The sequence below is a fragment of the Streptomyces sp. PL-25 genome (assembly GCF_058344915.1).
In genome coordinates this window covers 1813072-1839915 of sequence record NZ_CP136997.1, presented here as the reverse complement: position 1 = coordinate 1839915, position 26844 = coordinate 1813072, and the positions used below count along the sequence as shown (strand labels likewise).

Genomic DNA, 26844 nt, shown 5'->3' with positions numbered 1-26844 from the left:
GGAGGCATGGGTCAGCCGGTGGAACGCGCGTCCGGGGAGGCGTCGGGAGCAGCGCAGGGAGCAGCGGCACAGCCGGAGCTTCCGCCGGGCCAGCGGCTCCAGCGGGGCTGGCCGGTCACCCACTACGGTCCGGTGCCCAGGTTCCGGCCCGAGCGCTGGGAATTCAGGGTCTTCGGCGCCACCGCCGACGGCGAGAAGCACTGCTGGACCCATGAGGAGTTCACGGCGCTGCCGTACACCACCGTGGTCGCCGACCTGCACTGCGTCACCAAGTTCAGCATGCTCGGCGCCGAGTGGGGCGGCATCCCCGCGCGCACGGTCCTGGACATCGCCCCGCCCGCGCCCGACGTCACCCATGTCATGGTCTGGGCCGAGTACGGCTTCAGCTCCAACCTGCGCCTGACGGACTTCGCCGCGGACCGGACCCTCTTCGCCACCCACAAGGACGGCGAACTGCTCACCGCCGAGCACGGCTTCCCGCTGCGCCTGGTCGTCCCCCACCTGTACGCCTGGAAGGGCCCCAAATGGGTCCGCGGGGTGGAATACATGACCGCCGACCGCCGGGGCTTCTGGGAGGAGCGCGGCTACCACAACATCGGCGACCCCTGGCAGGAGCAGCGCTACTCCTACCAGGAGGAGCCCGGGGACGGCCCCGGGCTGTGAGGCTCCGGCTCAGCCGTCCCTGACCGGCTCAGCCGTCCCTGAGCCGCTTCAGCCGGGCCACGTCCGCCGCGTGCCCCTCCTTGCCGCCGGGCGTCTCGATCACCAGCGGCACACCCGCGGTGGCGGGATGCGCCATCAGGGCCCGGAAGGGGTCCTCGCCGATATGGCCGGAGCCGATGTTCTCGTGCCGGTCCTTGTGGGCTCCCACCACGTCCTTGGAGTCGTTGGCGTGGATCAGTTTCAGCCGGCCCTCGCCGACCGTGTCCACCAGCAGGTCCAGGGTCTGGCGCATGCCGTCCGGGCCGGTCAGGTCGTGGCCCGCGGCGAAGATGTGGCAGGTGTCCAGGCAGACGCCCAGCATCGGATGGGCGTCCAGCGCCTCGAAGTACGGCCCGAAGTCCCAGGTGCGCGAGCACAGCGACGCGCCCTGTCCGGCGGTCGACTCCAGGAGCAGACACGGGTCGTCGTCGTGGGTCAGCTCGTCCAGCAGCGGCAGCATGTGCTCCCGTACCTGCTTCAGCGCCACCGCCCGGTCCCGGCCGCCGGTCGCGCTGCCGGTGTGCACGACGACGCCGAGCGCGCCGATCTGCCGGGCGCGCCGCAGCGAGTGCCGCAGCGAGGTGACGGAGCGCTCCACGGTCGCCTCGGTGTGCGAGCCGAAGTTGATCAGATACGGGGCGTGCACATAGGCCGGGACCGACTGCTCGGCGCAGGCCGCGCGGAACGCCTCGTCCTGGCGCGGGGCGCCGGTGGGCGTGGCCCAGCCGCGCGGATTGGCGACGAAGACCTGCACGGTCTCGGCCCCCAGCTCACGGGCGTAGGACAGGCCCACGGAGTGCAGCCCGCCGGCCACGGGGACATGACCGCCGACCGGATTGCGCGCGGCGCCGGACAGGGCCGGGACCGGGGCCGCGGCGGACGGGGAGGGGGCGGGGGACTGCTGGCTGCTCACCTGTTCAGGGTGTCATGCGGGCCGGGGCCACCGGACGCCGGCCGAGGTGATCCCCGTCTCCTCCGCCCGCTCCTGCCGTGCCCTGCGGGCACCCCGGCGGGATCACCTGATGGTGATCTTTATCGTCGAGCCCTTCGGCGCCTGCCCGCCGCCCGCCACCGACTGCTTCTTGACGGTGTCGCCGAACAGGCCGAGCAGCCCGCGGTCCTCGGAGACCTTGAAACCGGCGTCCTCCAGCGCCTTGTGCGCATCGTCGACGCTGTCGCCCGTCACATCCGGGACCTCGATCATCTCCGGGCCCTTGGACAGGGTCAGCGTGACCGTGTCGCCCTCGGCCGCCTGGCCGCCGGCCGCCGGGCTCTGCCGGGCGACCTGCCCCTTGTCGTGCTCGGAGTTGACCTGCTCGGAGGCGACCGTCACCTTCAGGCCCGCCTCCTCCAGCTCGGACCTCGCCTGGTCCAGGTCGTCTCCCGCGACGTCCGGCACGTCGACCGGGCTGCCCCTGCTGACGGTGAGCGCGATCGCCGAGCCCGCGTGCCGCTCGGTGCCCGAGGCGGGGTCCGTGCCGGTCACCGAGCCCTTCGCGACGTCCTCGCTGAACGCGCGGCGCACCATGCCCGGCTCCAGACCGGCCTTCTTCAGCAGGCGCTGGGCCGCGTCCAGCGTGCGGCCCTTCAGATCCGGCACCTTCACGGTCTCCGGGCCGTCGGAGACGGTGAGCGTCACCGCGTCGTTGCTGCGGATCCGGGCGCCCGCCGCCGGGTCGGTGCTGATGACGGTGCCGCGCTTCACGGTGTCGCTGTAGGCGTGCTTGACGTCCTTGACGTCCAGACCGGCCGCGTCGAGCCGCTTCCTGGCCTGTGCCTCGGTCTTCGCCAGCAGCGGCGGCACCTTCGTGAACTGGCCGGAGTTGATGTACCAGACGCCGCCGCCGACACCGAGGAGCAGCAGGACGGCGGCGACCACGGTCAGCACCATCCGCTTCGGCCGCCGGACGGACCGCCGGGGCGCCAGGGCCGCGGACGCCTCGAAGCGGCTGGTGCGGTGCAGCGGGTCCCCGCCGCCCGCACCGGCCGGGTCCGGCGTGTCCTCGTTCACCGGCAGCGGACGCGGCACCGTCAGCGCGCGCGGGATCACGCTCGTACGGTCCTCGCCGTTGTCGTGCTCCGCGGTGCGGGCCTGCGGCGGCAGGGCGTCGAGCTGCTGCGCGGAGAGCGCGGCGCGGGCCTCGCGGACCCGCGCCAGCAGCGCCACCGCGTCGTGCGGCCGGACGCCGGCGGTGCGCGCGGTGGCCGCGGCGACCAGCTCGTCCAGCGCGTACGGCAGGCCGGGCACCGCTGCGGACGGGGCCGGCACGTCCTCGTGCAGATGCTGGTACAGCACCTGGGCCGGGCTGTCGCCCTGGTGGGGCTTGCCGCCGGTCAGCATCTCGTAGAGCACCACACCGCACGCGTACACGTCGACGCGGGGATCGGCGGTGCCCTGCTCTATCTGCTCGGGGGCCAGGTAGGAGACGGTGCCCAGGACGGCGCCGGTGGTGCTGGTGACCGAGTCCACCGCGCGGACCAGCCCGAAGTCGGCGACCTTGACCCGGCCGTCGTCCCCTATCAGCACGTTCTCCGGCTTCATGTCGCGGTGCACGAACCCGGCGCGGTGCGCCGCGCCGAGCGCCGCGAGCACCGGCTCCAGGATGTCCAGCGCGGCCCGCGGCTGGAGCGCCCCGCGCTCGCGCAGCACGTCACGCAGCGTGCACCCGGCGACGTACTCCATGGCGAGGTAGACGTACGACCCGTCGGTGCCCTGGTCGAAGACCTGCACCACGTTCGGGTGGTCCAGGCGGGCCACCGACTTGGCCTCCCGGATGAACCGCTCCACGAAGGAACCGTCGACCGCGAGCGCCGGGTGCATCACCTTGAGCGCGAGCACGCGGTCCAGACGGGTGTCCAGGGCCCGGTAGACCGTGGCCATCCCGCCGACGGCGATCCGCGCGTCGACGCGATACCGGCCGTCGAGCACCTGCCCGACGAGAGGGTCCTGAAGGGTCGTATCCACGCACGTGAGTCTACGAGCCGCCACCGACACCCTCACCGCCCCGCGGGCCCCGGCGCCGGGACTGCGACCGAGCTGTGACGCTTCCCACGCGCGCGGGGCCTGTGACGGGACCCTGTGACGGGACCTAGAACGCGGGCCGTTCCGGGTCCAGGGCGGCCAGGCCCTGCTCCGGGGACGACGCCCGCGCGAAGTGGCGCTTGGGGATGCGGCCCGCCAGCCGGGCCAGCCGGCCGGCCGTCACCGCGTGCCGCATCGCCTCCGCCATCACCGCCGGCTCCTGCGCCCGCGTCACCGCCGAGGCGAGCATCACGGCGTCGCAGCCCAGCTCCATGGCCAGCGCCACGTCGGAGGCCGTACCGGCGCCCGCGTCCAGGATCACCGGCACGCGCGCGTGCTCCACGATCAGCTCGAAGTTGTGCGGATTGCGGATGCCGAGGCCGGAGCCGATCGGCGAGCCCAGCGGCATGACCGCGGCACAGCCCACGTCCTGGAGCTTGCGGGCGAGCACCGGGTCGTCATTGGTGTACGGCAGCACCGTGAAGCCGTCGTCGACCAGCGTCTCCGCCGCGTCCAGCAGCTCGATCGGGTCCGGCAGCAGGGTGCGCTCGTCGGCGATGACCTCCAGCTTGACCAGGTCGGTGCCGAGCGCCTCGCGGGCCAGGCGGGCGGTCAGCACCGCCTCGCCCGCCGTGAAGCAGCCCGCCGTGTTGGGCAGCACCCGGATGCCGAGCCGGTCCAGCACGGACAGCACCGAACCGTGCGACGAGGGGTCCACCCGGCGCATCGCGACCGTGGTCAGCTCGGTGCCGGAGGCCACCAGGGACCGTTCCAGCACGTCCAGGCTGGGCGCACCGCCGGTGCCCATGATCAGCCGGGAGGTGTAGGACGTGCCTCCCAGGAGGAAGGGGTCGTCGGCCATGGGGTCAGCCTCCTTGGACGGCGGTGAGGATCTCGACGCGGTCGCCCTCGGACAGCGCGGTGGCGGGCCACTGGGTGCGCGGGACGACGGTCTCGTTGACGGCGGCGGCCACCCCGGAGGGCGCAGCCGTCACGGCGCGCACGACGGCGTCCAGGGCCGTGCCGGGCGCGATCTCGCGCGGCTCGCCGTTGACGGAGACGGACAGGAGCGGGGGCGGGGGCGGGGGTGCGGAGGTGTTCATACGGGCTGCTCCGTGCGGGCGGCGGCGAACCGCCGCGGGGTGAAGGGACGGGCCTCGTCCGGCAGCGCGCCGGTGGTCAGGGCGTGCGCCATGACGTCGCCGGTGACCGGGGTGAGCAGCACGCCGTTGCGGTGGTGCCCGGTGGCCAGCAGCAGCCCGTCCAGACCGGTCGGGCCGAGCAGCGGCGCGTTGTCCGGGGAACCGGGGCGCAGTCCGGCGCGGGTCTCGGTCAGCGGCAGCTCGGTGATCCCGGGCACCAGCTCGTGCGCGTCGCGCAGCAGCTCGTAGACGCCGCCCGCGGTCACCGTCGTGTCCCAGCCCAGCTCCTCGCTGGTGGCGCCGACGACCAGCTCGCCGTTCAGGCGCGGCACCAGGTAGACGTGGCCGCCGCGCACCACGGCGCGCACGGTGCGGCTCAGGAACGGCGCGTACCGCTTCGGCACGGTCAGCCGCAGCACCTGCCCCTTGACCGGGCGCACCGGCGGCAGCACCTCGTCCGGGACCCCCGCCAGGCGTCCGCTGAGGCTGCCGGCGGCCAGCACCACCTGCTCGGCGCCGAGCGCCGTGCCGTCGCGCAGGACGCACCCCGCGGCCCGGCCCCGGGCGAGGGTGAGCCGCTCGGCCCGGTCGCGGTGGAAGACCACCCCGGCGCGCTCGCAGGCGGCCACCAGGGCGGCGGACAGACGGCGCGGGTCGATCTGGTGGTCGCCGTCCACCCGCAGACCGCCGCGCACACCCGGCGCGAGCATCGGCTCCAGACGGCGGCAGTCCCGCCCGGACAGCCACTCCGCCTCCAGCCCGCAGCGCAGTTGCAGGGCGTGCAGGTCCCGCAGGTGGGCGCGGTCGTCGGTGTCCAGCGCGACGGCGAGCGTGCCGCAGCGGCGGTAGCCGAGGTCGTGCCCGGTGGCCTCGGTCAGCTCGGCCGCGAAGTCCGGATAGCGGCGGGCCGAGGCCAGGTTCAGGCCGAGCAGCGTCTCCTCGCCGTAGTGCAGCTCCGTGACGGCGGCCAGCATCCCGGCCGCCACCTGCGCGGCCCCGCCGCCCGGCTCGGGATCCACCACGGCCGTGGACAGCCCGCGCAGGGCCGCCCGCCAGGCGGTCACGAGCCCGATGATTCCGCCCCCGACGACGAGGACGTCTGACGTACGTGGCGACGACATGGGCGTCCAGCCCCTCCCTTCGCCGGCATGACCCGGATCAGGTTCGTACGGTCGGAGGCCGCCAGCCTCCCTCTCAGCCCGGTGCGTCCGGGCTCCCGCGAGTGCTTGTACGGTCGCCAGCCTAGCCCCACGAGCAGCGCCTCTGTAAGGGAGCCTCCGGTGCGCCGCCTCCCCGCGGACCGGGGCCCGGACCGGACCGGTACCCGCGCCCGGACCGGCCCCCTGCCTGACGCCTTGTCAGGTGACTATGGTGATCGGGTGAGCGAGCAGACACCGGAACCGGGACAGGCGCAGGCGCAGGCGCGGGAGCAGGAGCACGGGCGGGCCCGGCAGGGCGCGCCGCAGCCGCGGCGCGTGGTCGTCGTCGGCGCGGGCATGGCCGGCGTGCAGACCGCGGTCGCCCTGCGTGAACAGGGCTTCACCGGCACGGTCACCCTGATCGGCGCCGAACCCCACCAGCCCTACGACCGGCCGCCGCTGTCCAAGGCCGTCCTGCTCGGCAAGGCGGAGGGCTCCGCCTTCGACGTCGACTTCGAGGCCCTCGGCGTCGAGCTGCGCCTGGGCTGCGAGGCCCTGGCCGTACACACCGACGTCCATGTGCTCGACACCTCCGCGGGGCCCGTCCCGTACGACGTGCTCGTCCTGGCCACCGGCGCCGAACCGGTGCGGCTGCCCGGCACCGAGGACGTCCCCGGTGTGCACCTGCTGCGCACCCTGGACGACGCCGAACGGCTGCGCCCGGTCCTCGCCGGACAGCACGACGTCGTGGTGGTCGGCGCGGGCTGGATCGGCGCCGAGTTCGCCACCGCCGCGCGCGAGGCGGGCTGCGCCGTGACGGTCGTGGAGGCCGCCGGCCGGCCGCTGGCGGGCGTCCTGCCCGCCGAGGTGGCCGCGCCCATGACCGCCTGGTACGCCGACAGCGGCGCCGTGCTGCGCACCCACGCGCGCGTGGCGGCCGTCGAGCCCGGAGCGGTCGTCCTCGACGACGGCGAGCGGCTGCCCGCCGGTGCCGTGGTCGTCGGCATCGGCGCCCGCCCCGCCACCGCCTGGCTGGCCGGTTCCGGCATCGCCCTGGGCGAGTGGGGCGAGGTGCTCGCCGACGACCATCTGCGCACCAGCGCCCCGGACGTGTACGCGGTCGGCGACTGCGCCTCCTTCCCCTCGCGCCGCTACGGCGAACGCCTGCTGGTCCACCACTGGGACAACGCGCTCCAGGGGCCGCGCACCGTCGCCGCCGACGTGATCGGCCTGACCCCCGCGGCCTACGACCCGGTGCCGTACTTCTGGTCCGAGCAGTTCGGCCGGTTCGTGCAGTACGCCGGGCACCACACCGCGGCCGACGCCATGGTCTGGCGCGGCGAGCCGTCCGGTCCGGCGTGGACGGTCTGCTGGCTGCGCCAGGGGCGGCTGGTCGCCCTGTTGGCGGTCGGCCGGCCGCGGGATCTCGCCCAGGGCAGACGGCTGATCGAGGGAGGCGCGCCGATGGACCCCGAGCTGCTGGCGGACCCGGCGCGGCCGCTGAAGACGGCCGTCGGCTAGCTATAGCCAGGGGAGGTCCCAGGGCGCGGTGCCCGGCCGCGCCGCCCGGGTGGACGGGGTCGGCTTCCGCGTGTCAGTGGCAGATGGCACGCTTGGTTCTGTGACCGAGATTGACGCGAAGACCGATGGGCTCGTCCCCGCCTGGCTCACCCTCCCCGACATCGCCGAGATGCTCGGCGTCGAGGTGACGCGTGTGCGGCAGCTGGTGAAGGAGGGCCAGCTCATCGCCGTACGCCGGGGTGAGAACCGCGCGCTGCACGTCCCCGCCGCCTTCATCGACGGGGACAAGGTCGTCAAGGGCCTGACCGGGACCCTGACCCTGCTGCGGGACGACGGCTTCACGGCCGAAGAGATGATCGAGTGGCTCTTCACCCCCGACCCCAGCCTGCCCGGCACCCCCGCGCAGGCCCTCAGTGAGAACCGCGGCACGGAGGTGAAGCGCCGCGCCCAGGCGCTGGCCGTCTGAGCCCGAGGCCGGGACGACCGGCCCACCGAGCCGTGCGGGGCGTAGCCGCGCCGGACGGCGGACGCGGACGGGGCGTGCGCGCCGCGCGCGCCCCGTGCCTCCCTCCGGCCCGCACGGCGACCGGAACACCAGCACGTACGCACGCACAGGTACGCACACGCGTAGGCACTGCGCGCGGTACGCACGCCCCGCAGCACGCACGACCACGCACCACTGATCCGATCGCAGGGGGACTCCACGCATGTCCGACACCGCCGCAGCCGCCGCCCGCGCCCGTCTGGCCGACGCGCGCCTGTATCTGTGCACGGACGCCCGCAAGGACCGGGGCGACCTGCCCGAGTTCCTGGACGCGGTCCTCGCGGGCGGGGTCGACATCGTGCAGCTGCGCGACAAGGGCATGGAGGCCGGGGAGGAGCTGGAGCACCTGGAGGTGTTCGCCGACGCCTGCGCCCGCCACGGCAGACTGCTCGCGGTCAACGACCGCGCGGACGTCGCCCACGCGGCCCGCGCCGACGTGCTGCATCTGGGCCAGGGCGACCTGCCGGTCCCGGCGGCCCGCGCCGTCCTCGGCGGCGACATCCTGATCGGCCGCTCCACCCACGCCGAGTCCGAGGCCGCCGCTGCCGCCGTCCAGGACGGCGTGGACTACTTCTGCACCGGCCCCTGCTGGCCCACCCCGACCAAGCCCGGCCGCCACGCGCCCGGCCTCGACCTGGTCCGGTACACCGCCTCCCTGGGCACCGACCGCCCCTGGTTCGCCATCGGCGGTATCGACCTGGGCAATCTGGACCAGGTGCTGGAGGCGGGCGCCCGGCGGGTCGTCGTGGTCCGGGCGATCACCGAGGCCGCTGATCCCGGCGCCGCGGCGGCGGAGTTCGCGAAGCGGCTGCGCGAGACGGTCTGACCCCGGCCCCGGCCCCGATCTCAGCCCCGGCCGCGGACCGGTCCGGCGCGTCCGTGGACAGAAAGTGTCCAAGGAGTGGACAACAACTCGGCAAACCGGGCAAAAAGCCATCGTTCGGTTGGGTGGCCGCCGCACCCTGGCTAACCTGCGGGTATGGCCCTCGGCACCGCATCCACCAGGTCGGACCACGCCCGCACGGTCCGCGACATGCTCGCGACCGGCAAGACGACGTACTCCTTCGAGTTCTACGCCCCGAAAACCCCGAAGGGCGAGCGGAACCTGTGGAACGCGCTGCGCCGGGTCGAGGCCGTGGCGCCCGACTTCGTCTCGGTGACCTACGGCGCGGGCGGCTCCACCCGCGCGGGCACGGTCAAGGCGACCGAGGCCATCGCCTCGGACACCACGCTCACCCCGATCGCCCACCTCACCGCCGTCGACCACTCCGTGGCCGACCTGCGCAACATCATCGGGCAGTACGCCGACGCCGGGATCCGCAACATGCTGGCCCTGCGCGGCGACCCGCCCGGCGACCCGATGGGCGAGTGGGTGCCCCACCCCCGCGGTCTGCGCTACGCCGCCGAACTCGTCGAGCTGATCAAGACCTCCGGTGACTTCTGCGTCGGTGTCGCGGCCTTCCCCGCGATGCACCCGCGCTCCGCCGACCGGGACACGGACGTCCGCCACTTCGTCGACAAGTGCCGGGCCGGCGCCGACTACGCCGTCACACAGATGTTCTTCGACCCGGAGGACTATCTGAGGCTGCGCGACCGGGTCGCGGCGGCCGGCTGCGAGACCCCGATCATCCCCGAGATCATGCCCATCGCCAGTGTGAAGACGCTCGCGCGGATCCCGTCGCTCACCAACGCCGTCTTCCCCGGCGCCCTGAAAGAGCGCATCCTCGCGGCGCAGGACGATCCGGCCGCTGTACGCTCCATTGGCATCGAGTTCGCCACGGAGTTCTGCGCGCGGCTGCTGGCCGAAGGAGTGCCCGGACTGCACTTCATCACGCTCAACAACTCCACGGCGACCCTGGAGATCCACGAGAACCTGGGCCCGCACCGCTCACCGCGGGCCTAGACCGGTCGCATCACGGGTGCGACACACTGCGGAACGGCCACTGGGAGAGGGGCGTACATGGGCTGGGCGGTCCTCTACATCGCGTTCGGCGGCGTCGCACTGTGGTTGCTCGGCGAGGTGCTGCTGCAGTACAAGGCGCGGCTGCGCTGGCGGCTGCTCGCCTTCGGCGGCTTCCTCTGCGTGGTCCTCGGTGTGCTCCTGCCGTCCGTCCTGGTCATCGCCCTGGGGGCGATCGCCTTCGCGACCGGGCAGACCTATGTGACGCTGTCCTTCCGCCGCGGCTTCGTCGCGGGCTGGGCGGTGCGGCAGCCCGGCGCCGCCGAGGGCACCAAGCGCCGCCGGGGCAGGGGCGGCCGCAAGGACGCGGCCCCGGAGAACCCCGGCCCGGAGGCCGCCGTCGACGGCCCCGGTGAGGCGTTCGGCGCCGACGACCCGGCCGGCGCGTACGACGGGCCCGGACCCGACGCCTCCGCCTACGGGCACGACGACGAGCCCGACGACGTCTTCACCCCGACCCGTCCGCCGGAGCCCACGGCCGCCGAGTCCACCGCCGTCTACGCCCCGCAGCCGCTGCCCGACGACACCGGCTCCTACGGCGTCTACGGCGGCACCGGCCACTCCGCCGGCAGTCCGGCCCCGGACCCGTACGCCGCCACCGCCCAGGCCCCCGACCAGGGCTACGGCTACGACTACTCCGGGTACCAGCAGCAGGGTTACGGCTACGACGGCACGGGCCAGCAGCAGTATGCCGCCTACTCGGACCCGTACATCGGCACCCAGACCTACGACGGCGGCACCGGCACCGGCCACCCCGGCGACTACGGCCGGCAGGGCTACGGCGGCCAGGACCAGTACGCCGCGGGCGGTCCGGGCGGCGGCTACGGCGGCGAGACCCCGCCGGGCGGCGTGTGGGTCCCGCAGCAGCGCGGCGACGACCCCTACGGCGGCCAGCTCCCGCCGGAACAGCAGCCGTACCCGTACCAGGGCGACGGACAGGGCGACGGCACCCACGGCCAAGGGCCCGGCCAGGGGCAGACGCACGGCCAGGCACCCGGCCACGGCCAGGCGCCGCACGGCGCGGGCTACGACGAGCAGTACCGTTTCTGAAGCAGCCTCACCGGCCGCCCCGGGCAGCTTCCTCGGCCCTCGGGCGGCCCTGCCGGCCCTCCGGCGGCCTCACCGCCCTGCTCCTGAGCCGGCCTCAGTACTCGTCGCGCCCGCGCCCCCGGCTCACTGCGAGCCGCGGAAGTCCGGGCCCTCCACGACGAGCCCGGCCACCAGCGCGCCCGACATGCCGGCGTGCGGCAGCCCGCCGCCGGGATGCGCCCAGCCGCCCACGGCGAACAGGCCCTCGGTACCGGTGGAGTTCGCCGGATGCAGCAGCCGTCCCCGGCCCGCGGCCAGCGCCGGCGCGGGCACCGACCCGCCCGGCGCGCCCGTCTCCCGCGCGATGTCGGCGGGCGTGCGGACCTCGTGCCACAGCAGCCGGTCGCGCAGTCCGGGCACGGCTCGGGCGGCGGCGGTGATCATACGGTCGGCGTGCGCGGCCAGATCCCGCGGCCCGGCGGCCGCCGCCGAACCCTGGGTCGGGACCGTGGCCGTGAGCGTGACCGCCTCGTGCTCCGGGTCCGGGACCAGCGCGGGATCGCCGGGGCGAGCCACGACGACCGTGGGCCGCGCGGGCAGCCCCGTACCGCCCGTACCGCCCGCACCGTCCGCGCCGAACAGTGCCTCGAACTCCTGCGCGGGGTCGGGCGCGTGCACCACGGTCCGGTGGGCCGTCCCCTCCGGGCGGGCGCCGCGCAGCGCCAGCAGCACGGTCAGCCGGCTCGGCAGCCCCCGCTGCGGCGGCACCGCGCCCGCACCGTCCGGCACCGCGCCGGGGCCGCCCGGCGTCCCGGGGGCCGCAGCGGTGACCACGAACTCCGCCTCGGCGCCGCCCCCGTCCGCGAACTCCACCCCCGCCACCCGGCCGTCCTTCTCGACGACCCGGGCGACCTCGGTGCCGAAGACGAACTCGACCCGGCGGGCCGTGCACCGCTCGTACACCGCGCGCGCCAGCTCGCGCAGACCGCCGCGGACGTACCAGACGCCGAAGGCGTGCTCCATGTACGGCAGCACGGCGGCGCTCGCCGGGGCGGTCCGGGGATCGAGCCCGTACGCGAGCGCGTGGCTGTCCAGGAGCGCGGCCAGGCGCGGATCACGCAGCTCCCAGGCGCCGATCTCGGCGAGTGTGGCGGCCCGGCGGGTGCGCAGCAGGCGCTTGTGCGGAACCGCCGGATAGGGCTCGCGCTCGGCCAGCACCTGCCAGTCGGGCCACAGCGGCTCCTCCAGCAGCGGGCGCCGGGTGCGGTCCCACGCCTCGCGCGCCCGCACCAGGAAGTCGCCCCAGCGCTGCCCGGCGCCCGCGCCGAGCGCGTCGTCCAGGGCGGCGACGACGCCCGCGCGGGAGGCGTTCGGCAGGGCGCACTCGGTGCCGTCCGCGAAGACGTGCCGCGCCGCGGGGGCGACCTGGACCAGCTCGACGCGGTCCTCCAGGGGCTCCTTGCCGGTCTTCACGAACAGGTCGCGGTAGACCGCGGGCAGCGGAAGCAGGGCGGGACCGGTGTCGAAGGTGAAGCCGTCCCGCTCGAAGCGGCGCACCGCTCCGCCGTACGTCTGTGTCCGCTCGTACACCGTCACCCGGTGGCCCGCGACGGCCAGCCGGGCAGCCGCCGCCATCGCGCCCATCCCGGCGCCGATCACCGCAATCCGTGCCATGCCCGCGACCCTACCGACCACCACCGACAATCCCCGTTCCGGGTGCCGCGGCCGGCGCCTGCGCGGGAGGCGCGGGGCCGTCCGGGCCGGGTGCCCGGGGACGGGTACGGAGGGCTGAGTACTCGTACCTAGACGGCGAGATGAGTACCTGCGCGGATGGGCCCCGGCCCGCGCGGACGAGAGAGTGGAGGCACGGGAAGGGGCACAGCGCCGGTACCGCCGACACGGGGCGGCGGAACGGCGCTGCCCTGGACCGCTCCTTCCGCCGGCCCAGGTCGGCGGGAGCGAGGCACGGGGGAGCCCGGAACGACCGAACGGGGTCCGACGGGGGAGCAGCGAGGTACGGGGGAACAGGGGGACACGGGGGAACACGGGGGAACACCGGGAGGCGCCGGTGCGTGGTGGCCCGCGGGGGACGCGGCCACGGCGCACCGGCGCCTCTTCCCGCGCGTGTTCTCAGCGGGAGCCGCTCACCCGGCCCTGGAGCAGCCGCGACAGCGCGGCGTGGACGTCGTCCAGGGAGCGCTCCGGCTGGAACGCCTTCCAGTCCAGGGCGGCCACCAGCACCATCCCGACCAGCGCGGCGGCGGTCAGCGGCACATCGATCTCCGCGCAGAACTCGCCGCTCGCCATGCCGTCGCGCAGCACGTCCTCGACGACCGCGACCGCCTGCTTCCGGACCACCATGAGCGTGGACTGCCAAGCCCGGTTGGTGCGCCACAGCTCGGCCACGTACAGCTGGGTGAAGGCGGGATAGCGGTCGATGAAGACCAGCCCGGCGCGGATCATCGCGTCCAGGGCGTCGACCCGGCCGCCGCCCGCGCGCGCCGCGTGCTCGGCCGCCTCCCGCAGGGAGGCGGTGAGGAGGCCCACGCCGTGCCGCAGCAACTCCTCGAAGAGGACGGACTTGCTGGCGAAGTTGTAGTAGACGGTGCCCTTGGCGACCCCGGCCCGCTCGGCGATCTCGTCCACCGTGGTCGCGGAGAAGCCCTGCTCGGCGATGAGTGTGACGGCTGCCTCGTAGAGCTTCTGCCGGGTGGCCTCGCGGCGGGTACGGCCGCCCGGCGTGGCGCTGCTGCTTTCCATGGCCCTGATTGTCACAGGAACGGGCCGCCCGCCGAGCGCCGCCACCGGTCGCGGCCCCGGGCCACCCCACGCCGGGCGGCCCCGCGCCGCCGCCGGGCCCGCACGGACGAGCGAGGCAAAAGACCAGGTCAGAACGGATTGTCAGTGGCATACCACACGATGGGCACATACGGCACCCGTGCCGTCACCCAGACGACAGGAGGTTCGTCATGGCCAAACCCTCCGCGGCCGCCGCCCGCCGGCGCCGCGCCACCGGCCCTGCCCCCTCACTGACCGGCCCGGCGAGCGACGTGCACCCCGTGCTCCGCCGGGCCACGGCCCCGCCCGCCGCCCTCGACCTGCTCGCCCAGGCCCGGTCCGGCCTCGAAGAGGCGGCCGTCCTCCCCACACCGAACGAGCGCTACGCCACCGCCCACCTCGCCGCCCTGCGCACCGCCGCCGCTGTGCTCGCCGCGCGGGCCCGCCCGGAGACCGGCTCCCGGCGGCGGGCCCGGATCCGCAGCGCCTGGGAGGTGCTCCCCGAGATCGCACCCGAACTGACCGAGTGGAGCGCCCTGTTCGCCTCGGGCGCCCGCCGCCGCGCGCTGGCCGAGGCCGGGGTGCGGGGCGCGGCGGGCCACCGGGACGCCGACGACCTGATGCGGGACGTGGCGATGTTCCTGCGCATCGTCGAGCGGATGCTGGTCCTCCAGCCGGTCCTGCCGCCGCCCCGGCCGGGGGAGCCGGCGGCAGGACCGCACACCGCCGGGACCGAGCAGGCCGGAGGTCCGCGGACCGGCGGCGCGCGGGTTGCGCGACCACCGGCCGACGGCATACCGGACGCGGGCTGACCCGCGCGGGTCCGGGGCGGCGGGAGGCGGCGCCGAGGCGACGGGCGGACCGGGCGGCGGAGGCAATAGGGTGGAGACGCCTGAAGCCTTCCCACCTCCCGTGTCGCGGGCCGGGGAGGCAGCCCGATCGCTCCGCCGTACCCGAGGCGGTGCCGCCGCGAGGAGTCAACTGCCGTGTCGGACCCGATGCGCCCACCCGTCGCCCGATCCCGCGCCTCGCTTCGCACGGCCGTGGTCTGGGACGTCCTGCGGGACGCCCTCGACCGGCTGGCCAAGGCCACGGGCCGGGAGTCGCTGGACGTCCTCGACACCGGCGGCGGCAGCGGCAACTTCGCCGTGCCCGTGGCCCGCCTCGGCCATCGTGTCACCGTCGTCGACCCCAGTCCCAACGCGCTCTTCGCGCTGGAGCGCCGCGCCGGTGAGGCCGGTGTGGCCGACCGGGTGCGCGGCGTGCAGGGCGATGTGCACGGCCTCTTCGACGTGGTCGAGCGCGGCGGCTACGACGCGGTGCTCTGCCACGGCGTCCTGGAGTACGTCGACGACCCGGCCGCCGGCGTCGGCAACGCGGTCGCGGCGCTGCGCCCCGAGGGAGTGCTCAGCCTGCTCGCCGCCGGTCTCGGCGGCGCGGTGCTCGCGCGGGCCCTGGCCGGCCACTTCACGGAGGCCCGGCAGGCGCTGGGCGACCCGGAGGGGCGCTGGGGCGAGGGCGACCCGGTGCCGCGGCGCTTCACCGCCGAGCAGCTCACCGGCTTCGTCGAGGAGGCGGGCCTGGCGATCGGCGCGGTGCACGGCGTACGGGTCTTCGCCGACCTGGTGCCGGGCGTGCTGGTGGACACCGAGCCGGGGGCGCTGGACGCCCTGCTCCAGCTGGAGGCGGCGGCGGCCGAACTGCCGGCGTTTCACTCCGTGGCCACCCAGCTCCACGTCCTCGGTGAGACCCGGGGTGCGCCCGGGGCCTGACCGGCCTGGTGCGACGGGCCGCCGGCCGGCGGCCCGGCCGGGCATGGAGTGTGCCACAGGCCCCCCGATCCAGGTGGTGGCGCCGTATGATCGAGGGAGGCCGCCCGGCATGACGGGCCGGTCGCCGGGGAATGAAGCCTCAGCGAGCCGGGTTCCGTCATGGTGATCCGGTTGGCCAATTGGCGTAGAGGGGCGGGTTTCACGGGGGCGATTCCCTGCCTATCCTGAAGGGACCCCCCGGGTCGCCCCGGCGACTGCACGATGAGGAGGACTCCGTGCCGCTCTCGGAGCACGAGCAGCGCATGCTCGAGCAGATGGAGCGAGCGCTGTACGCCGAAGATCCCAAGTTCGCGTCGGCGCTCGAGGGAAGCGGGCTGCGTACGTACACCCGGCGGCGGGTCTACCAGGCGGTCGCGGGCTTCCTCGTAGGTATCGCGCTCCTCATGGCAGGTGTGATCGCCCAGTATCCCTGGGTGAGCGTGGTGGGCTTCCTGGTGATGCTGGGATGCGCGCTGCTGGCCGTGACCGGCTGGCGCAAGGCTCCCAAGCCGGGCGAGCGGCCCGCCGTCGGCCCGCACCCGGGCCGTCAGGCCCGTTCGAAGCGCTCCATGATGGACCGCATCGAGCAGCGCTGGCAGCGCCGCCGCGACGAGCAGGGACGATAGCCCCCGCCCGAGCGGCACATCACGAACGGCTTGTGTGAGGAGCCGACCACGACTCGTGGTCGGCTCCTTGCTCATGCCGTGCCTCGCCTCCATGGCCGGCCAGCCGGCCCCGGCCCCGGCGCCCGGTCGCCCGGCCCCGCCCGTCCCGCCCGCGGTGGTTTGTCGGCCCAGGAAGACGCGCCCCGGCAGGACGCGGCTCGGCGGGCTCGGCGGTGGACGATCCCGGGGCAGGACGCGGCCCGGTCCGTCACGACGCGGCTCGGAGCGCCCCCCGGCCGGTCCGTTCCCCTCGGTGGTCGCCCGGGGCGGGCCCTGGCGACCACCTCGCGCCGGGCGGTCAGCCCTGCTGGCGCGAGGGCTGGCGCGAGGGGCGGCGCAGGGCCGGGCGGAGAGCCGCGGCGCGGGCGCGGAGGGCGGCCGAACGGGCGGAGAGGGCCCAGGACAGACGCGCGGTCGAGCGGGGGGCGAGGGCGGCGCGCAGCCGGGCGCCGCGCGAGGCCGAGCCGCGCAGCCCCGCGACGACCCGGCGGACGTCGTCGGCGAGCCCCGGCATCGGGCTCGGGCTCGGCGCGTAGAGCACCTGCTCCAGGGCGTCGGCCAGCCGGTGGGCCGAGGCGGCGGCCACCGGGTCGATCCGTCCCGCCCGGACGATCCGCTCCGCCGTCCTGCGCGGGGTCTGCGACTCGTCCGGGAAGATCCCGAAGTCCCAGGCCGTGTCGGTCAGTTCCTGCCAGACGGCCAGCCGGTGCGGGAGCGCGTCCGCCGGGCCCCGGCCGTGCGCCCCCAGCCGGACGGCTCTTCTCCGCTTCCGCCACAGCAGCGGTGACAGCAGCAGGACGAGCACGGCGAGCCCGCCCAGGGCCCAGCCCGTGACCACCCCCCACGGCGTGCCGCTGTCCCCGGCGGGCAGCGCCGCCTGCGCGGACGGGCTCGGGCACTCCTGGAGCCGCTTCATCTGCGGGGTGCAGCCGGTGCTCGCGGACGGCGCGGCGGACGGCTGCGAGCTGGCCCCCTGGGACGGCAGCGCCGGGTTCGGCAGCGTCGAGTTCGAGGGGTCCGAGGTGGTGTACTGCGGGACCGTGCCCCGGGTCGGCGTGGGCTCGAAGCGGGTCCAGCCGACGCCCTGGAAGTACAGCTCGGGCCAGGCGTGCGCGTCCTTGAGCCCCACCTGGACACTGCCGTCGCCCTGCGCGGCACCGGGGGCGAAGCCCACCGCCACCCGCGCGGGGATGCCGAGCGTACGGGCCATCGCCGCCATGGTGAACGAGAAGTGCACGCAGAAGCCCCGCTTGTCCCTGAGGAACCGTGTGATCCCCTGCGAGCCCGAGCCCACCTCGACCTGAGTGTCGTACTGGAAGCCGCCTTCGAAGGAGAACCAGTTCTGGAGCTTCACCGCCTGCTCGTAGTGGTTCGCCGCTCCCGCCGTGACCCGGCGCGCGGTGCTCGCCACGACGCCCGGCAGGCTGTCGGGCACCTTGGTGTACTCGCGCTCCAGGGCCGCGGGAGGCTGCCCGGCAGTGGCGAGCTGCTCCGCCGTCGGCTGCACCTCCAGGCTCTTGACCTGGTACGACAGCCCGCGGGTGTTCTGCCCGTGGTCGCCGACCAGGGTCATGCCCACGGGCTCGTAGCGCCAGCTGCCATCGACCCGCACACCGCTCGGTGGGTACGGCATCGGCAGCCAGTCCTGCGCGTACCAGTCGGCGGCGGCGACGGAGGTGGTGATCTCGGTGCGCCGGACGCCGCCGTCCAGGCCGGACGGGCTGGGGAACGGGTCCGGCACGCCGACGATGTGCCGCTGGGACGGCTTCCAGGTGGTGCCGTCGAAGTCGTCCAGGGAGACGATGCGCAGATACAGGTCGGAGGCGTTCGGGGAGTTGGTGCGCAGGCTGAGGACCGTGCGGTTCTCGTCGACGTTCAGGCTGTCGCGCAGGGACACCAGCGGGTTCACCGCCGAGATGGTGCCGCCGCCCCCGATGCCCGAGCCCACGCCGCCGTCGCCGTCCAGCAGGCCGCCGCGCATTCCGGGCAGGGCGAGCGGCACCACCAGGGCGACACCCAGCGCGACCGCGCCGATCCGGCGTCCGGTGCGGATCGGGGCCACCGCGCCGCCGGACCCGCCGCCCGGCGCCCGTGCCGCACCGCCGAACACCCGGCCCCACTGCGCGAGCCGGTCCCGGCCCTCGACCAGCAGCAGCATGAGGTAGCCGGCCGCCGCCAGGAGGAACCACAGCCAGGCCGAGCCGCCGTCGGACAGCCCGGCCGCCACGGAGTACAGCGCGAGCAGCGGGAGTCCGGCGGGGGCCGCGCTGCGCAGGGTCACCGCGAGGGTGTCCACGATCAGCCCGATCACCAGCACACCGCCGATGAGCATCAGCCGGATGCCGTCGGACAGCGGCGCCGGGATCGCATAGCGCCCGACGTCGTCACCGCCCTGCTGGAGCAGGGCGGCCAGCCGGCGGAAGGCGTCCGGACCGGGGATCAGCCCGGCGATCGCCTGCTGCCGGGCGAAGAGGAGGGTGAGCAGCAGCAGGGTGGCCAGGGCCTGCGCCGCCACGGTCAGCGGGCGCGCCAGCGGCACCCGGCGGGCCGCCACGCCGACGCCCGACTGCACCGCGAGCATCAGTGTCGCCTGGAGGATCCAGGTGGCGGGGGAGACCAGCGGCAGCAACGCGCACGCCGCCATCAGTGTGGCCACCGCCGCACACAGCGCCAACCGCGTCCGCCCGCTCATCCCCGCCCCTCCCGCCGGCCCACCGGCCGGGTCACGCCGCTCATGCCCCTGTCCCCACTCGCCCGCGCCCCGGCCAGGGACGCCGCGACATCCCGACGCGCCCGGAGCCGGGACCCGGCCCGCGCTCGCTGCCGGAGACCGCGCCCACTTCTGCGCGCGTTCCCGCTCCCGCACCCGACGCGGGGCCCGAGCCCACTGCCACGGCCTCGCCGCCCGTTCCGTCGGCCACCCCGGGCCGCCCCCGCACCTCCGGTGGCGGATCCCGGCCCGGTACCCGGCGGTGATCCACCCGGCCGCCGCGGCGCCCGGCCCGCCGCCGTGCCGCCCATCACGGCCTTTCCCCGGCCGCGCCCGCGCCGCGCGCCGCCACCGGTCCGCCCGTGCCCGGCCCCGCCGGGCCGGATCCCGCCCGGCTCGCCGCCGTCGACGGGGCGAAGTGGGAGCCGCCGACCGGGCCTGAGGCGGAGCGCTCATGGTCCGCCCGGCGCCATGCCTCGTCCAGGGACATGCCCCGGGGCACGCGCACGGCCGTCCAGCCCGTGTCACGGAGCATCCGCAGCCGCGCACCGGCCGCGTCACCCGCCGCGGGTGCGCCCGCCGGGTCACGGTTCCAGTCCTCGCTGTCCAGGACGAAGGCGACCGCGCCCCCGCTGCGCTGCCGCATCTTCGCGGCCATCGTGGTCTGTGCCTCGTCGAGATCGCCGAGGAAGGCCACGAGCAGGCCCTCATTGCCGCCGCGCAGCACGTCGTAGGCGCGGGAGAGGCCCGCTCCGTCCGAATGGTCGATCACGGCGAGGGTGTCCATCAGCAGCCCGGCCGCGTCCGCCGAGTCCTGGCCGGCCCCCGCGAAGCCCTCCGAGCCCTCGCCCGGCACCGAATCACCGGTGTCGGTCAGCAACCGCACCGAGAAGCCGCGCTCCAGCATGTGCACCAGGACGGAGGCGGCACCGGAGACGGCCCACTCGAAGGCCGCGTCGGGGCCCGCGCCCCGGTAGGCGACGGCGCGGGTGTCCAGCAGCACCGTGCAGCGGGCCCGCTGCGGCTGCTCCTCACGGCGCACCATCAGCTCGCCGTAGCGCGCGGTGGAGCGCCAGTGCACGCGGCGCAGATCGTCCCCGTAGCGGTAGCCGCGCGGGATCACGTCGTCCTCGCCGGCCAGCGCCAGCGAACGCTGCCGCCCGTCGCCGTACCCCTTGGCCTCACCGCTCAGCCGCACCGGCGGCAGCGGCTCCACGCGCGGGACGACCGTGAGCGTGTCGTAGGCGGAGAAGGAGCGGGTCAGCTCGCACATCCCGAACGGGTCGGTCAGCCGCAGTTGCAGCGGGCCGAGCGGATAGCGCCCGCGCAGGTCGGAGCGGACCCGGTAGGACACCTCGCGGCGTCCGCCCGGCTCCATCCGGTCCAGGACGAAGCGCGGCCGGGGCCCGAGGACGTAGGGCACCCGGTCCTGGAGCATCAGCAGGCCCGTGGGGAGCCGGGAGACGTTGTCCATCCGCAGATGGACGCGGGCCTCGGCGCCCGCGGGCACCCGCCCGGGGCTGAGGCGGCGGCTGCCCGCGACCCGGTGGCGGGTGCGGTGGAGCACGGCCGCGCAGACCAGGGGCAGCACGGCCAGCAGCAGCCCGACCCGCAGCAGTTCGCCCTGCCCGAGGATGTACGCGCACACGGCCGCCGCGATCCCGGCGGCCAGGAAGGACCGGCCGCGGGTGGTGAGACCCGAGAGCGCCGTACGGAAGCCGCCCCGGCCGCCCTGCTCGTCCTCCGCGCGCGCGGGCCCCGGGCCGGTCATCACAGCCTCCGCGGCTGCTGCCGGCCGAACTCCGGCGCGGTGTTGCCCATTCCGAGGCCGCCGCCCGCCTGGGCCGCCGCGGGCACCGGGGTGCGCTGCACGATCTCGTCGACGACCTGCTCCGCCGTCCGCCGGTTGAGCTGCGCCTGCGCGGTGGGCAGCAGCCGGTGGGCCAGCACCGCGACGGCGAGCGCCTGCACGTCGTCGGGCAGCGCGTACTCCCGGCCGCTCAGCGCGGCCGACGCCTTCGCCGCGCGCAGCAGATGCAGGGTCGCGCGCGGGGAGGCGCCGAGTCTGAGGTCGGGGTGGGTGCGGGTGGCGGCGACCAGGTCGACCGCGTACCGCTGCACGGCCTTGGCGACGTGCACCGCGCGGACCGCGTCGATGAGCTTCACGATGTCGTGCGCGTGCGCCACCGGTTGCAGGTCGTCCAGGGGGCTGACGCCGCCGTGCACGTCCAGCATCTGCAACTCGGCCTCCGGGCTGGGGTAGCCGATGGACACCCGGGCCATGAAGCGGTCGCGCTGCGCCTCGGGCAGCGGGTAGGTGCCCTCCATCTCGACCGGGTTCTGCGTGGCCACCACCATGAAGGGGGCGGGCAGTTCGTAGGTCTGCCCGTCGATGGTGACCTGGCGCTCCTCCATGGACTCCAGCAGCGCCGACTGGGTCTTGGGGGAGGCGCGGTTGATCTCGTCGCCGATCACGATCTGCGCGAAGATGGCGCCCGGCTTGAACTCGAAGTCCCGGCGCTGCTGGTCCCAGATGGACACACCGGTGATGTCCGACGGCAGCAGGTCGGGCGTGAACTGGATGCGCCGCACCGAGCAGTCGATGGAGCGCGCCAGCGCCTTGGCGAGCATCGTCTTGCCCACGCCGGGGACGTCCTCGATGAGGAGGTGCCCCTCGGCGAGCAGAACGGTCAGCGAGAGCCGTACGACCTCGGGCTTGCCCTCGATCACTCCTTCCACCGAACCGCGGACACGCTCCACGGTGGCGGTCAGATCACCCCCCACGCCCGACCGCGCTCGCGCGGGGGCACCCCCATGGCTCGCTCGATCGTCATAGGTCGTCACCGGCCCTCCTCGGCCCGTCCCCGCACCCGTCGCCGGGCGGGGGATTCCCCAGATTTCCGGGCCGACGCCCCGCTGCGCGGACCGGGCCCACCCCGAACACGACATCACCCGGAAGGTCCCGCGTGATGTCACACCCCGCATTCTTGCCGCCGTTACCGATTCGTGTCACTCGCCTGTGGACAACTGGCCGCGATATTCGGGTTTCACGACTTTTCACCGTGGACGACGCGCAACCCGCCCGCATGGCGTCGCGGTCCCGCCCGCATGTCACCGACGCCCCGCCCCGGCACCCCGGGGCGGGGCCCGGGGTCACTCCGGGTCGATCTCGCGCAGCCGGCCCGTGCGGACGTCGAACACGAAGCCGCGCACGTCGTCGGTGTGCGGCAGGAACGGCGAGGTGCGCACCCGCTGCATCGACTGCCGCACGTCCTGGTCGGCGTCCTTGAAGGCCTCCACCGCCCAGGAGGGGCGCTGTCCGACCTCCATCTCCAGGTCGTGGCGGAAGTCCTCGGTGATGGTCTGCATGCCGCAGTTGGTGTGGTGGATGAGCACCACCCGGCGGGTGCCGAGCGCGCGCTGGCTGATGGCGAGCGAACGGATCACGTCGTCGGTGACCACACCGCCCGCGTTGCGCAGCGTGTGGCAGTCGCCGAGCCGCAGACCGAGCGCGGCGTGCAGGTCGAGACGGGCGTCCATACAGGCCACGACGGCGACCTGGAGGACCGGCCGGGCGTCCATGCCCGGGTCGGTGAACGCGTCGGCGTAGGTCCCGTTGGCCGTGACGAGCCGGTCGATGACGGAACGGTCCGTTATGGCGTCCTCGGGACCGGCGGGAACTGATGCGGAAGTCGTCATACTCATGACGTTACTGGGCGTGCGCGCCGCGGTCTCGTCGTGGGAGCGGACAAAGAACATCACAGTGGCTTGTTGTGAGAGAACCCACACACAGGGTGATCCGCGTCCATGCGGGTGAACCGGCGGCCCGCGCCGTGTCCCGGCACTCCGGCGGGCGACGCGCAGGCCGGTTGATTGACCGGGCGACACGGTGGACTAAAGTGACGCGAAGCGGGAGGCGCAGCCCTCCCTGCTGCACGGCATTTCCCCGGAGACCACGGCTCGCGCCCGACAGTCTCCCCACGTGCGCGGCGCGTACGTACGGCTCGGCCTCCTCCCGCTCCCGGTCGGCTGACGCTTCCGGCGCCGGCAGGGCCCCCTCGTCCCGCGAGCGGTCGGGGACCCGGCGGTGCGTGCGGGCCCGCCGGACCTGAGAGGGCCCCTTGAGCGACAGCCGACACGTCCCCGTGATGCTCCAGCGGTGCCTGGATCTGCTGGCACCCGCCCTGGAGCGGCCGGGAGCGGTGGTCGTCGACTGCACCCTCGGGCTCGGCGGACACAGCGAGGCGCTGCTCACCCGCTTCCCCGAGGCCCGCCTCGTCGCCCTGGACCGCGACAAGGAGGCGCTGCGCCTGTCCGGCGAACGCCTCGCCCCCTTCGGCGACCGCGCCACCCTGGTGCACGCCGTCTACGACGAACTGCCCGACGTGCTCGACAGGCTCGGCCTGCCGCGCGTGCGGGGCGTCCTGTTCGACCTCGGGGTCTCCTCCATGCAGCTCGACGAGGCCGACCGCGGCTTCGCCTACGCCCAGGACGCGCCCCTGGACATGCGCATGGACCAGTCGGCCGGCATCGGTGCCGCCGAGGTGCTGAACACCTACCCGCCCGGCGAACTGGTGCGCATCCTGCGGGCCTACGGCGAGGAGAAGCAGGCCAAGCGGATCGTGGCCGCCGTGGTGCGCGAGCGGCAGAAGGAGCCCTTCACCCGCAGCGCCCGCCTGGTGGAGCTGATCCGCGACGCGCTGCCCCAGGCCGCCAAGCGCACCGGCGGCAACCCCGCCAAGCGCACCTTCCAGGCGCTGCGCATCGAGGTCAACGGCGAACTCGCCGTGCTGGAGCGGGCGATCCCGGCCGCGGTAAAGGCCCTCGACGTCGGCGGAAGGATCGCCGTACTGTCGTACCAGTCGCTCGAAGACCGCCTGGTCAAGCAGGTGTTCGCGGCCGGAGCCGCCACGACCGCGCCCTCCGGGCTCCCGGTCGTCCCCGAGCGCTACCAGCCCCGGCTCAAGCTGCTCACCCGCGGTGCCGAACTTCCCACCGAGGAAGAGATCGCCGAGAACCGGCGGGCGGCACCGGCCCGGCTGCGCGGTGCCGAGCGCATCAGGGAGGACGCCGAGTGAGCCAGGGGGACCAGTGAGCAGCAAACCCGAGCCGCGGGGGCGTGCCGCCCGGCTGGCGCGGCTCCTGCCGGGAAAGGGGCCCCAGGCCGCCCGCGCCCCCTTCGTCCTGCTCGTCGTGCTGCTCCTGGGCGGCGGCCTCATCGGACTGCTGGTGCTGAACTCCGCGCTCAGCGAAGGCGCCTTCCAGATGGACGACCTGAAGAAGGACACCAAGAACCTCACGGACGAGGAGCAGGCCCTCCAGCGGGACATCGACTCCTACTCCGCCCCCGACGCCCTCCAGCGCCGCGCGCGGCAACTGGGCATGGTGCCCGGCGGTGATCCCGCCTTCCTGAACCCCGACGGCACCGTCAAGGGCGTGCCCTCCGCCGCCGCCGAGCAGTCCGCCGCCTACGACCTCCCGGTGTCCGTACGGCCGCCCGAGAGCCTGACGGGCAGCGTGCCGCCCGCGGCCCCCGCTCCCGCGGCCGACGGCACCGCCCCGGACACCGGGCAGAGCGCGCCCGCCGCGCCCCCCGGGAGCGACACCGCCGCGCCCACCGGGCAGGCCGACGCGACCGGACCTCAGCCCGCCACGACCCCGACCCCCGGCAGGTGACGGAAGTGACCGACAGGGAACCGCCGCGCCGCCGCGTGCCCGGACCCGCCAGGCCCGCCAGGCAGGCCCGCCCCGGCGGCGGCAGGCAGCGGCCCGGCCCCGGCGCCCGTCCGGCCCGCCGCCCCAACTCCACCTGGCGGCCCCCGCCGGTGCGCGTCCTGCGCCTGGGCAGCCCCCGGCCCAGACTGCGCATGGTCGCCCTCGCGCTGACCCTGGTGATGCTCGTCTTCGTGGTCCGGCTGCTCCAGGTGCAGGCCGTCGACGCCGGTGCCTACGCGGCCAAGGCCGAGGCCAACCGCTACGTGGTGCACACCATCGCCGCCGAGCGCGGCGGCATCACCGACCGCAACGGCGTCTCCCTGGCCACCAGCGTGGACGCGAACGACATCACGGCCGACCCGACGATGTTCACGCGCGAGAGCCTCAAGGTCGGCGACGGCCCCGAACAGGCCGCCGCGCTGCTCGCCCCGATCATCGGCCAGGACCAGGCCCAGCTGGCGAAGAAGCTGCGCACGGCGAACACCCGCTACGTGCTGCTGGCCCGCCGCCAGACCCCGCAGGTCTGGACGCAGATCAAGGACCTGAAGGCCGCGCTCGCCCAGAAGGCGCGCACGGACAAGACCGCCGCCAACGTCCTGGCCGGGGTCTTCTCCGAGCCCAGCACCAAGCGCGTCTACCCGGGCGGCGACCTGGCCGCCGCGCTGCTGGGCTGGGTCAACGCCGAGGGCAAGGGCGGCGGTGGCATCGAGCAGCAGCTCGACAAGCAGCTGGCCGGCAAGCCCGGCAAGATCCGCTACACCCAGTCGGGCGGCCGCGAGGTGCCCACCGCGGGCACCACCGGCACCCCGGCCGTCCCGGGCACCGACGTCGAGCTGACCATCGACCGCGACATCCAGTGGGCCGCGCAGAACGCCATCACCCAGCAGGTGCGCGACTCCCGGGCGGACCGCGGCTACGTGATCGTGCAGGACACCCGGACCGGCGAGATCCTCGCCATGGCGAACTCCCCGGGCTTCGACCCGGGCGACCTGGCCCACGCCGACCCGGCGGCGCTCGGCAACGCCGCCGTCCAGGACGCCTTCGAGCCCGGCTCCACCGCCAAGCTCATGTCGATGGCCGCCGTGCTGGAGGAGGGCGTGGCCACCCCGGGCACCCATGTGGTCGTACCCAACCGGCTGCACCGCGGCGACCGGCTCTTCCAGGACGACGTCGACCACGAGACCTGGTACCTCACGCTCAACGGCGTGCTCGCCCGGTCCAGCAACATCGGCACGATCCTGGCCACCGGACGGCTCGGCAAGACCCAGCCGGAGGCCAACAAGGTCCTCTACTCGTATCTGCGCAAGTTCGGCATCGGCGGCTACACCGGCATCCACTTCCCCGGCGAGACCAAGGGCATCCTGGCGCCGCCCGAGAAGTGGTCCACTTCGCAGCAGTACACGGTCCCGTTCGGCCAGGGCTTCTCCCTCAACGCGCTCCAGGCGGCGTCCATCTACTCGACGATCGCCAACGGCGGGGTCAGGATCCAGCCGAGCCTGGTGCGCGGCACCAAGGGACCCGACGGCCGCTTCACCCCGGCGGCCGAGCCCGCGAAGCAGCGGGTCGTGAGCGCCGAGACGGCCAGGGAACTCTCCCAGATGCTGGAGTCCGTGGTCGACGACGAGCAGGGCACCGGCCTCAAGGCCCGCATCCCCGGCTACCGCGTCGCGGGCAAGACCGGTACGGCCAACCGTGTGGATCCGGCCACCGGCAGATACCGCGGCTACACCTCGTCCTTCGCCGGTTTCGCCCCGGCCGACAACCCCCGCATCACCGTCTACTGCGCGATCCAGAACGCCACCAAGGGCAACTACTACGGCGGCCAGATCTGCGGTCCGATCTACAAGCAGGTCATGACGTTCGCGCTGAAGACCCTCCAGGTGCCGCCGACCGGCGCGCAGACCGCGAACCTGCCCGTCGACTACAAGCCCTGACCCGCCGGGCAGCCCCTTTCGGCCCAGCCCGCCCGAGCCCGTACCCCGAGCGCCCCAGCGGCCCCCGACCGGCACGCAGCACCCGCCGGAACCCGTACCACCGGACCAGAACCACCAGGAACCAGCCCGTGACAACGATCACCCCCGACCCCGGGAACCGCCGGCCGCCCGC

At 74.7% G+C, this 26844-nt stretch carries 23 protein-coding genes and 1 riboswitch; of the genes, 12 read left to right on the top strand and 11 right to left on the bottom strand.

The genetic code is table 11. The annotated features are described in order from the left end of the window. Positions 1–6: 6 nt before the first annotated feature. Entirely contained in the window at positions 7–663 is a 657-nt protein-coding gene (locus tag R4Z62_RS08170) for a sulfite oxidase-like oxidoreductase (protein WP_064532590.1), read from the top strand. Positions 664–691: 28 nt separating this feature from the next. Here the strand turns inward: R4Z62_RS08170 and R4Z62_RS08165 are convergent, their stop codons facing one another. The 5 genes from R4Z62_RS08165 to thiO form a co-directional block, all read right to left on the bottom strand. Next, positions 692–1615 carry a deoxyribonuclease IV gene (locus tag R4Z62_RS08165; protein ID WP_491519435.1) on the bottom strand — a complete coding sequence of 308 codons (924 nt, stop codon included), beginning with the start codon at positions 1613–1615 and terminating at the stop codon, positions 692–694. A gap of 102 nt (positions 1616–1717) precedes the next feature. Continuing rightward, entirely contained in the window at positions 1718–3667 is a 1950-nt protein-coding gene (gene pknB / locus R4Z62_RS08160) for a Stk1 family PASTA domain-containing Ser/Thr kinase (protein WP_491519434.1), read from the bottom strand. 124 nt (positions 3668–3791) lie between these two features. Continuing rightward, positions 3792–4586: a thiazole synthase gene (locus R4Z62_RS08155; RefSeq protein WP_064532585.1), complete on the bottom strand. Its 795-nt coding sequence runs from the start codon at positions 4584–4586 to the stop codon at positions 3792–3794. Between the two features lie 4 nt (positions 4587–4590). Next, positions 4591–4791: a sulfur carrier protein ThiS gene (thiS, locus tag R4Z62_RS08150; protein WP_064537313.1), complete on the bottom strand. Its 201-nt coding sequence runs from the start codon at positions 4789–4791 to the stop codon at positions 4591–4593. 32 nt (positions 4792–4823) lie between these two features. Next, positions 4824–5987, bottom strand: coding sequence for a glycine oxidase ThiO (thiO, locus tag R4Z62_RS08145; RefSeq protein ID WP_064532583.1), 1164 nt, complete (start codon positions 5985–5987; stop codon positions 4824–4826). After that, positions 5985–6096: riboswitch (TPP riboswitch) on the bottom strand. Its footprint overlaps the gene before it by 3 nt. 149 nt (positions 6097–6245) lie before the next feature. Between thiO and R4Z62_RS08140 the strand changes: the two genes are divergently transcribed. The 5 genes from R4Z62_RS08140 (at position 6246) to R4Z62_RS08120 (ending at position 11080) form a co-directional block, all read left to right on the top strand. Further along, positions 6246–7526: an NAD(P)/FAD-dependent oxidoreductase gene (locus R4Z62_RS08140; RefSeq protein WP_491519433.1), complete on the top strand. Its 1281-nt coding sequence runs from the start codon at positions 6246–6248 to the stop codon at positions 7524–7526. A gap of 100 nt (positions 7527–7626) precedes the next feature. Beyond that, the gene (locus R4Z62_RS08135) at positions 7627–7992 is read left to right on the top strand and encodes an Rv2175c family DNA-binding protein (RefSeq protein ID WP_018567455.1); all 366 of its coding nucleotides are present in this window, start codon (positions 7627–7629) and stop codon (positions 7990–7992) included. Positions 7993–8233: 241 nt separating this feature from the next. Beyond that, the gene (gene thiE, locus R4Z62_RS08130; RefSeq protein ID WP_355479885.1) at positions 8234–8896 is read left to right on the top strand and encodes a thiamine phosphate synthase; all 663 of its coding nucleotides are present in this window, start codon (positions 8234–8236) and stop codon (positions 8894–8896) included. A gap of 153 nt (positions 8897–9049) precedes the next feature. Further along, a complete protein-coding gene (gene metF, locus R4Z62_RS08125; protein WP_018567457.1) occupies positions 9050–9973 on the top strand; it encodes a methylenetetrahydrofolate reductase [NAD(P)H] in 924 nt (307 codons plus the stop codon). A 57-nt stretch (positions 9974–10030) separates the two neighbouring features. Beyond that, entirely contained in the window at positions 10031–11080 is a 1050-nt protein-coding gene (locus R4Z62_RS08120) for an SCO2102 family sporulation regulator (RefSeq protein ID WP_491519432.1), read from the top strand. A 123-nt stretch (positions 11081–11203) separates the two neighbouring features. Here the strand turns inward: R4Z62_RS08120 and R4Z62_RS08115 are convergent, their stop codons facing one another. Both R4Z62_RS08115 and R4Z62_RS08110 read right to left on the bottom strand, forming a co-directional pair. Continuing rightward, complete coding sequence (locus tag R4Z62_RS08115; protein WP_491519431.1) at positions 11204–12733, bottom strand: phytoene desaturase family protein; 1530 nt, start codon at positions 12731–12733, stop codon at positions 11204–11206. Between the two features lie 456 nt (positions 12734–13189). Further along, positions 13190–13819 carry a TetR/AcrR family transcriptional regulator gene (locus tag R4Z62_RS08110; protein ID WP_064532572.1) on the bottom strand — a complete coding sequence of 210 codons (630 nt, stop codon included), beginning with the start codon at positions 13817–13819 and terminating at the stop codon, positions 13190–13192. Between the two features lie 209 nt (positions 13820–14028). Here R4Z62_RS08110 and R4Z62_RS08105 point away from each other — a divergent pair, with 209 nt between their 5' ends. From R4Z62_RS08105 to R4Z62_RS08095, 3 genes are all read left to right on the top strand, one after another. Further along, a complete protein-coding gene (locus R4Z62_RS08105) occupies positions 14029–14649 on the top strand; it encodes an SAV_6107 family HEPN domain-containing protein (protein ID WP_491519430.1) in 621 nt (206 codons plus the stop codon). Between the two features lie 174 nt (positions 14650–14823). Beyond that, positions 14824–15609 (top strand): methyltransferase, encoded by a 786-nt coding sequence (locus tag R4Z62_RS08100; protein WP_064532568.1) that lies wholly within the window; start codon positions 14824–14826, stop codon positions 15607–15609. Between the two features lie 275 nt (positions 15610–15884). Further along, a complete protein-coding gene (locus R4Z62_RS08095) occupies positions 15885–16274 on the top strand; it encodes an SCO2097 family morphological protein (RefSeq protein ID WP_491519429.1) in 390 nt (129 codons plus the stop codon). 337 nt (positions 16275–16611) lie between these two features. On the opposite strand, the gene R4Z62_RS08090 is transcribed toward R4Z62_RS08095, so the two are convergent. From R4Z62_RS08090 to R4Z62_RS08075, 4 genes are all read right to left on the bottom strand, one after another. After that, positions 16612–19005: a transglutaminase TgpA family protein gene (locus R4Z62_RS08090; RefSeq protein ID WP_491519428.1), complete on the bottom strand. Its 2394-nt coding sequence runs from the start codon at positions 19003–19005 to the stop codon at positions 16612–16614. A gap of 328 nt (positions 19006–19333) precedes the next feature. Next, a complete protein-coding gene (locus tag R4Z62_RS08085) occupies positions 19334–20794 on the bottom strand; it encodes a DUF58 domain-containing protein (protein WP_064532562.1) in 1461 nt (486 codons plus the stop codon). Then, entirely contained in the window at positions 20794–21867 is a 1074-nt protein-coding gene (locus R4Z62_RS08080; protein ID WP_381743733.1) for an AAA family ATPase, read from the bottom strand. The genes R4Z62_RS08085 and R4Z62_RS08080 overlap by 1 nt, the downstream gene beginning before the upstream one ends. 309 nt (positions 21868–22176) lie before the next feature. Further along, complete coding sequence (locus tag R4Z62_RS08075; RefSeq protein WP_018567467.1) at positions 22177–22722, bottom strand: beta-class carbonic anhydrase; 546 nt, start codon at positions 22720–22722, stop codon at positions 22177–22179. Positions 22723–23144: 422 nt separating this feature from the next. Here R4Z62_RS08075 and rsmH point away from each other — a divergent pair, with 422 nt between their 5' ends. The 3 genes from rsmH to R4Z62_RS08060 are packed head-to-tail and all read left to right on the top strand — an operon-like array spanning position 23145 to position 26672. Next, complete coding sequence (gene rsmH / locus R4Z62_RS08070) at positions 23145–24101, top strand: 16S rRNA (cytosine(1402)-N(4))-methyltransferase RsmH (RefSeq protein WP_491519427.1); 957 nt, start codon at positions 23145–23147, stop codon at positions 24099–24101. Positions 24102–24114: 13 nt separating this feature from the next. Further along, positions 24115–24699: a cell division protein FtsL gene (gene ftsL / locus R4Z62_RS08065; protein WP_491519426.1), complete on the top strand. Its 585-nt coding sequence runs from the start codon at positions 24115–24117 to the stop codon at positions 24697–24699. Between the two features lie 5 nt (positions 24700–24704). Next, the gene (locus R4Z62_RS08060; protein WP_491519425.1) at positions 24705–26672 is read left to right on the top strand and encodes a peptidoglycan D,D-transpeptidase FtsI family protein; all 1968 of its coding nucleotides are present in this window, start codon (positions 24705–24707) and stop codon (positions 26670–26672) included. Positions 26673–26844: the final 172 nt, after the last annotated feature.

What these genes read in the sequence shown, in the direction of transcription:
- R4Z62_RS08170 (WP_064532590.1), top strand. Translation starts at nt 7, where the DNA reads ATGGGTCAGCCGGTGGAACGCGCGTCCGGGGAGGCGTCGGGAGCAGCG.
- R4Z62_RS08155 (WP_064532585.1), bottom strand. Translation starts at nt 4,586, where the DNA reads ATGGCCGACGACCCCTTCCTCCTGGGAGGCACGTCCTACACCTCCCGG.
- thiO (WP_064532583.1), bottom strand. Translation starts at nt 5,987, where the DNA reads ATGTCGTCGCCACGTACGTCAGACGTCCTCGTCGTCGGGGGCGGAATC.
- thiE (WP_355479885.1), top strand. Translation starts at nt 8,234, where the DNA reads ATGTCCGACACCGCCGCAGCCGCCGCCCGCGCCCGTCTGGCCGACGCG.
- metF (WP_018567457.1), top strand. Translation starts at nt 9,050, where the DNA reads ATGGCCCTCGGCACCGCATCCACCAGGTCGGACCACGCCCGCACGGTC.
- R4Z62_RS08120 (WP_491519432.1), top strand. Translation starts at nt 10,031, where the DNA reads ATGGGCTGGGCGGTCCTCTACATCGCGTTCGGCGGCGTCGCACTGTGG.
- R4Z62_RS08115 (WP_491519431.1), bottom strand. Translation starts at nt 12,733, where the DNA reads ATGGCACGGATTGCGGTGATCGGCGCCGGGATGGGCGCGATGGCGGCG.
- R4Z62_RS08110 (WP_064532572.1), bottom strand. Translation starts at nt 13,819, where the DNA reads ATGGAAAGCAGCAGCGCCACGCCGGGCGGCCGTACCCGCCGCGAGGCC.
- R4Z62_RS08105 (WP_491519430.1), top strand. Translation starts at nt 14,029, where the DNA reads ATGGCCAAACCCTCCGCGGCCGCCGCCCGCCGGCGCCGCGCCACCGGC.
- R4Z62_RS08090 (WP_491519428.1), bottom strand. Translation starts at nt 19,005, where the DNA reads ATGAGCGGGCGGACGCGGTTGGCGCTGTGTGCGGCGGTGGCCACACTG.
- R4Z62_RS08085 (WP_064532562.1), bottom strand. Translation starts at nt 20,794, where the DNA reads ATGACCGGCCCGGGGCCCGCGCGCGCGGAGGACGAGCAGGGCGGCCGG.
- R4Z62_RS08075 (WP_018567467.1), bottom strand. Translation starts at nt 22,722, where the DNA reads ATGACGACTTCCGCATCAGTTCCCGCCGGTCCCGAGGACGCCATAACG.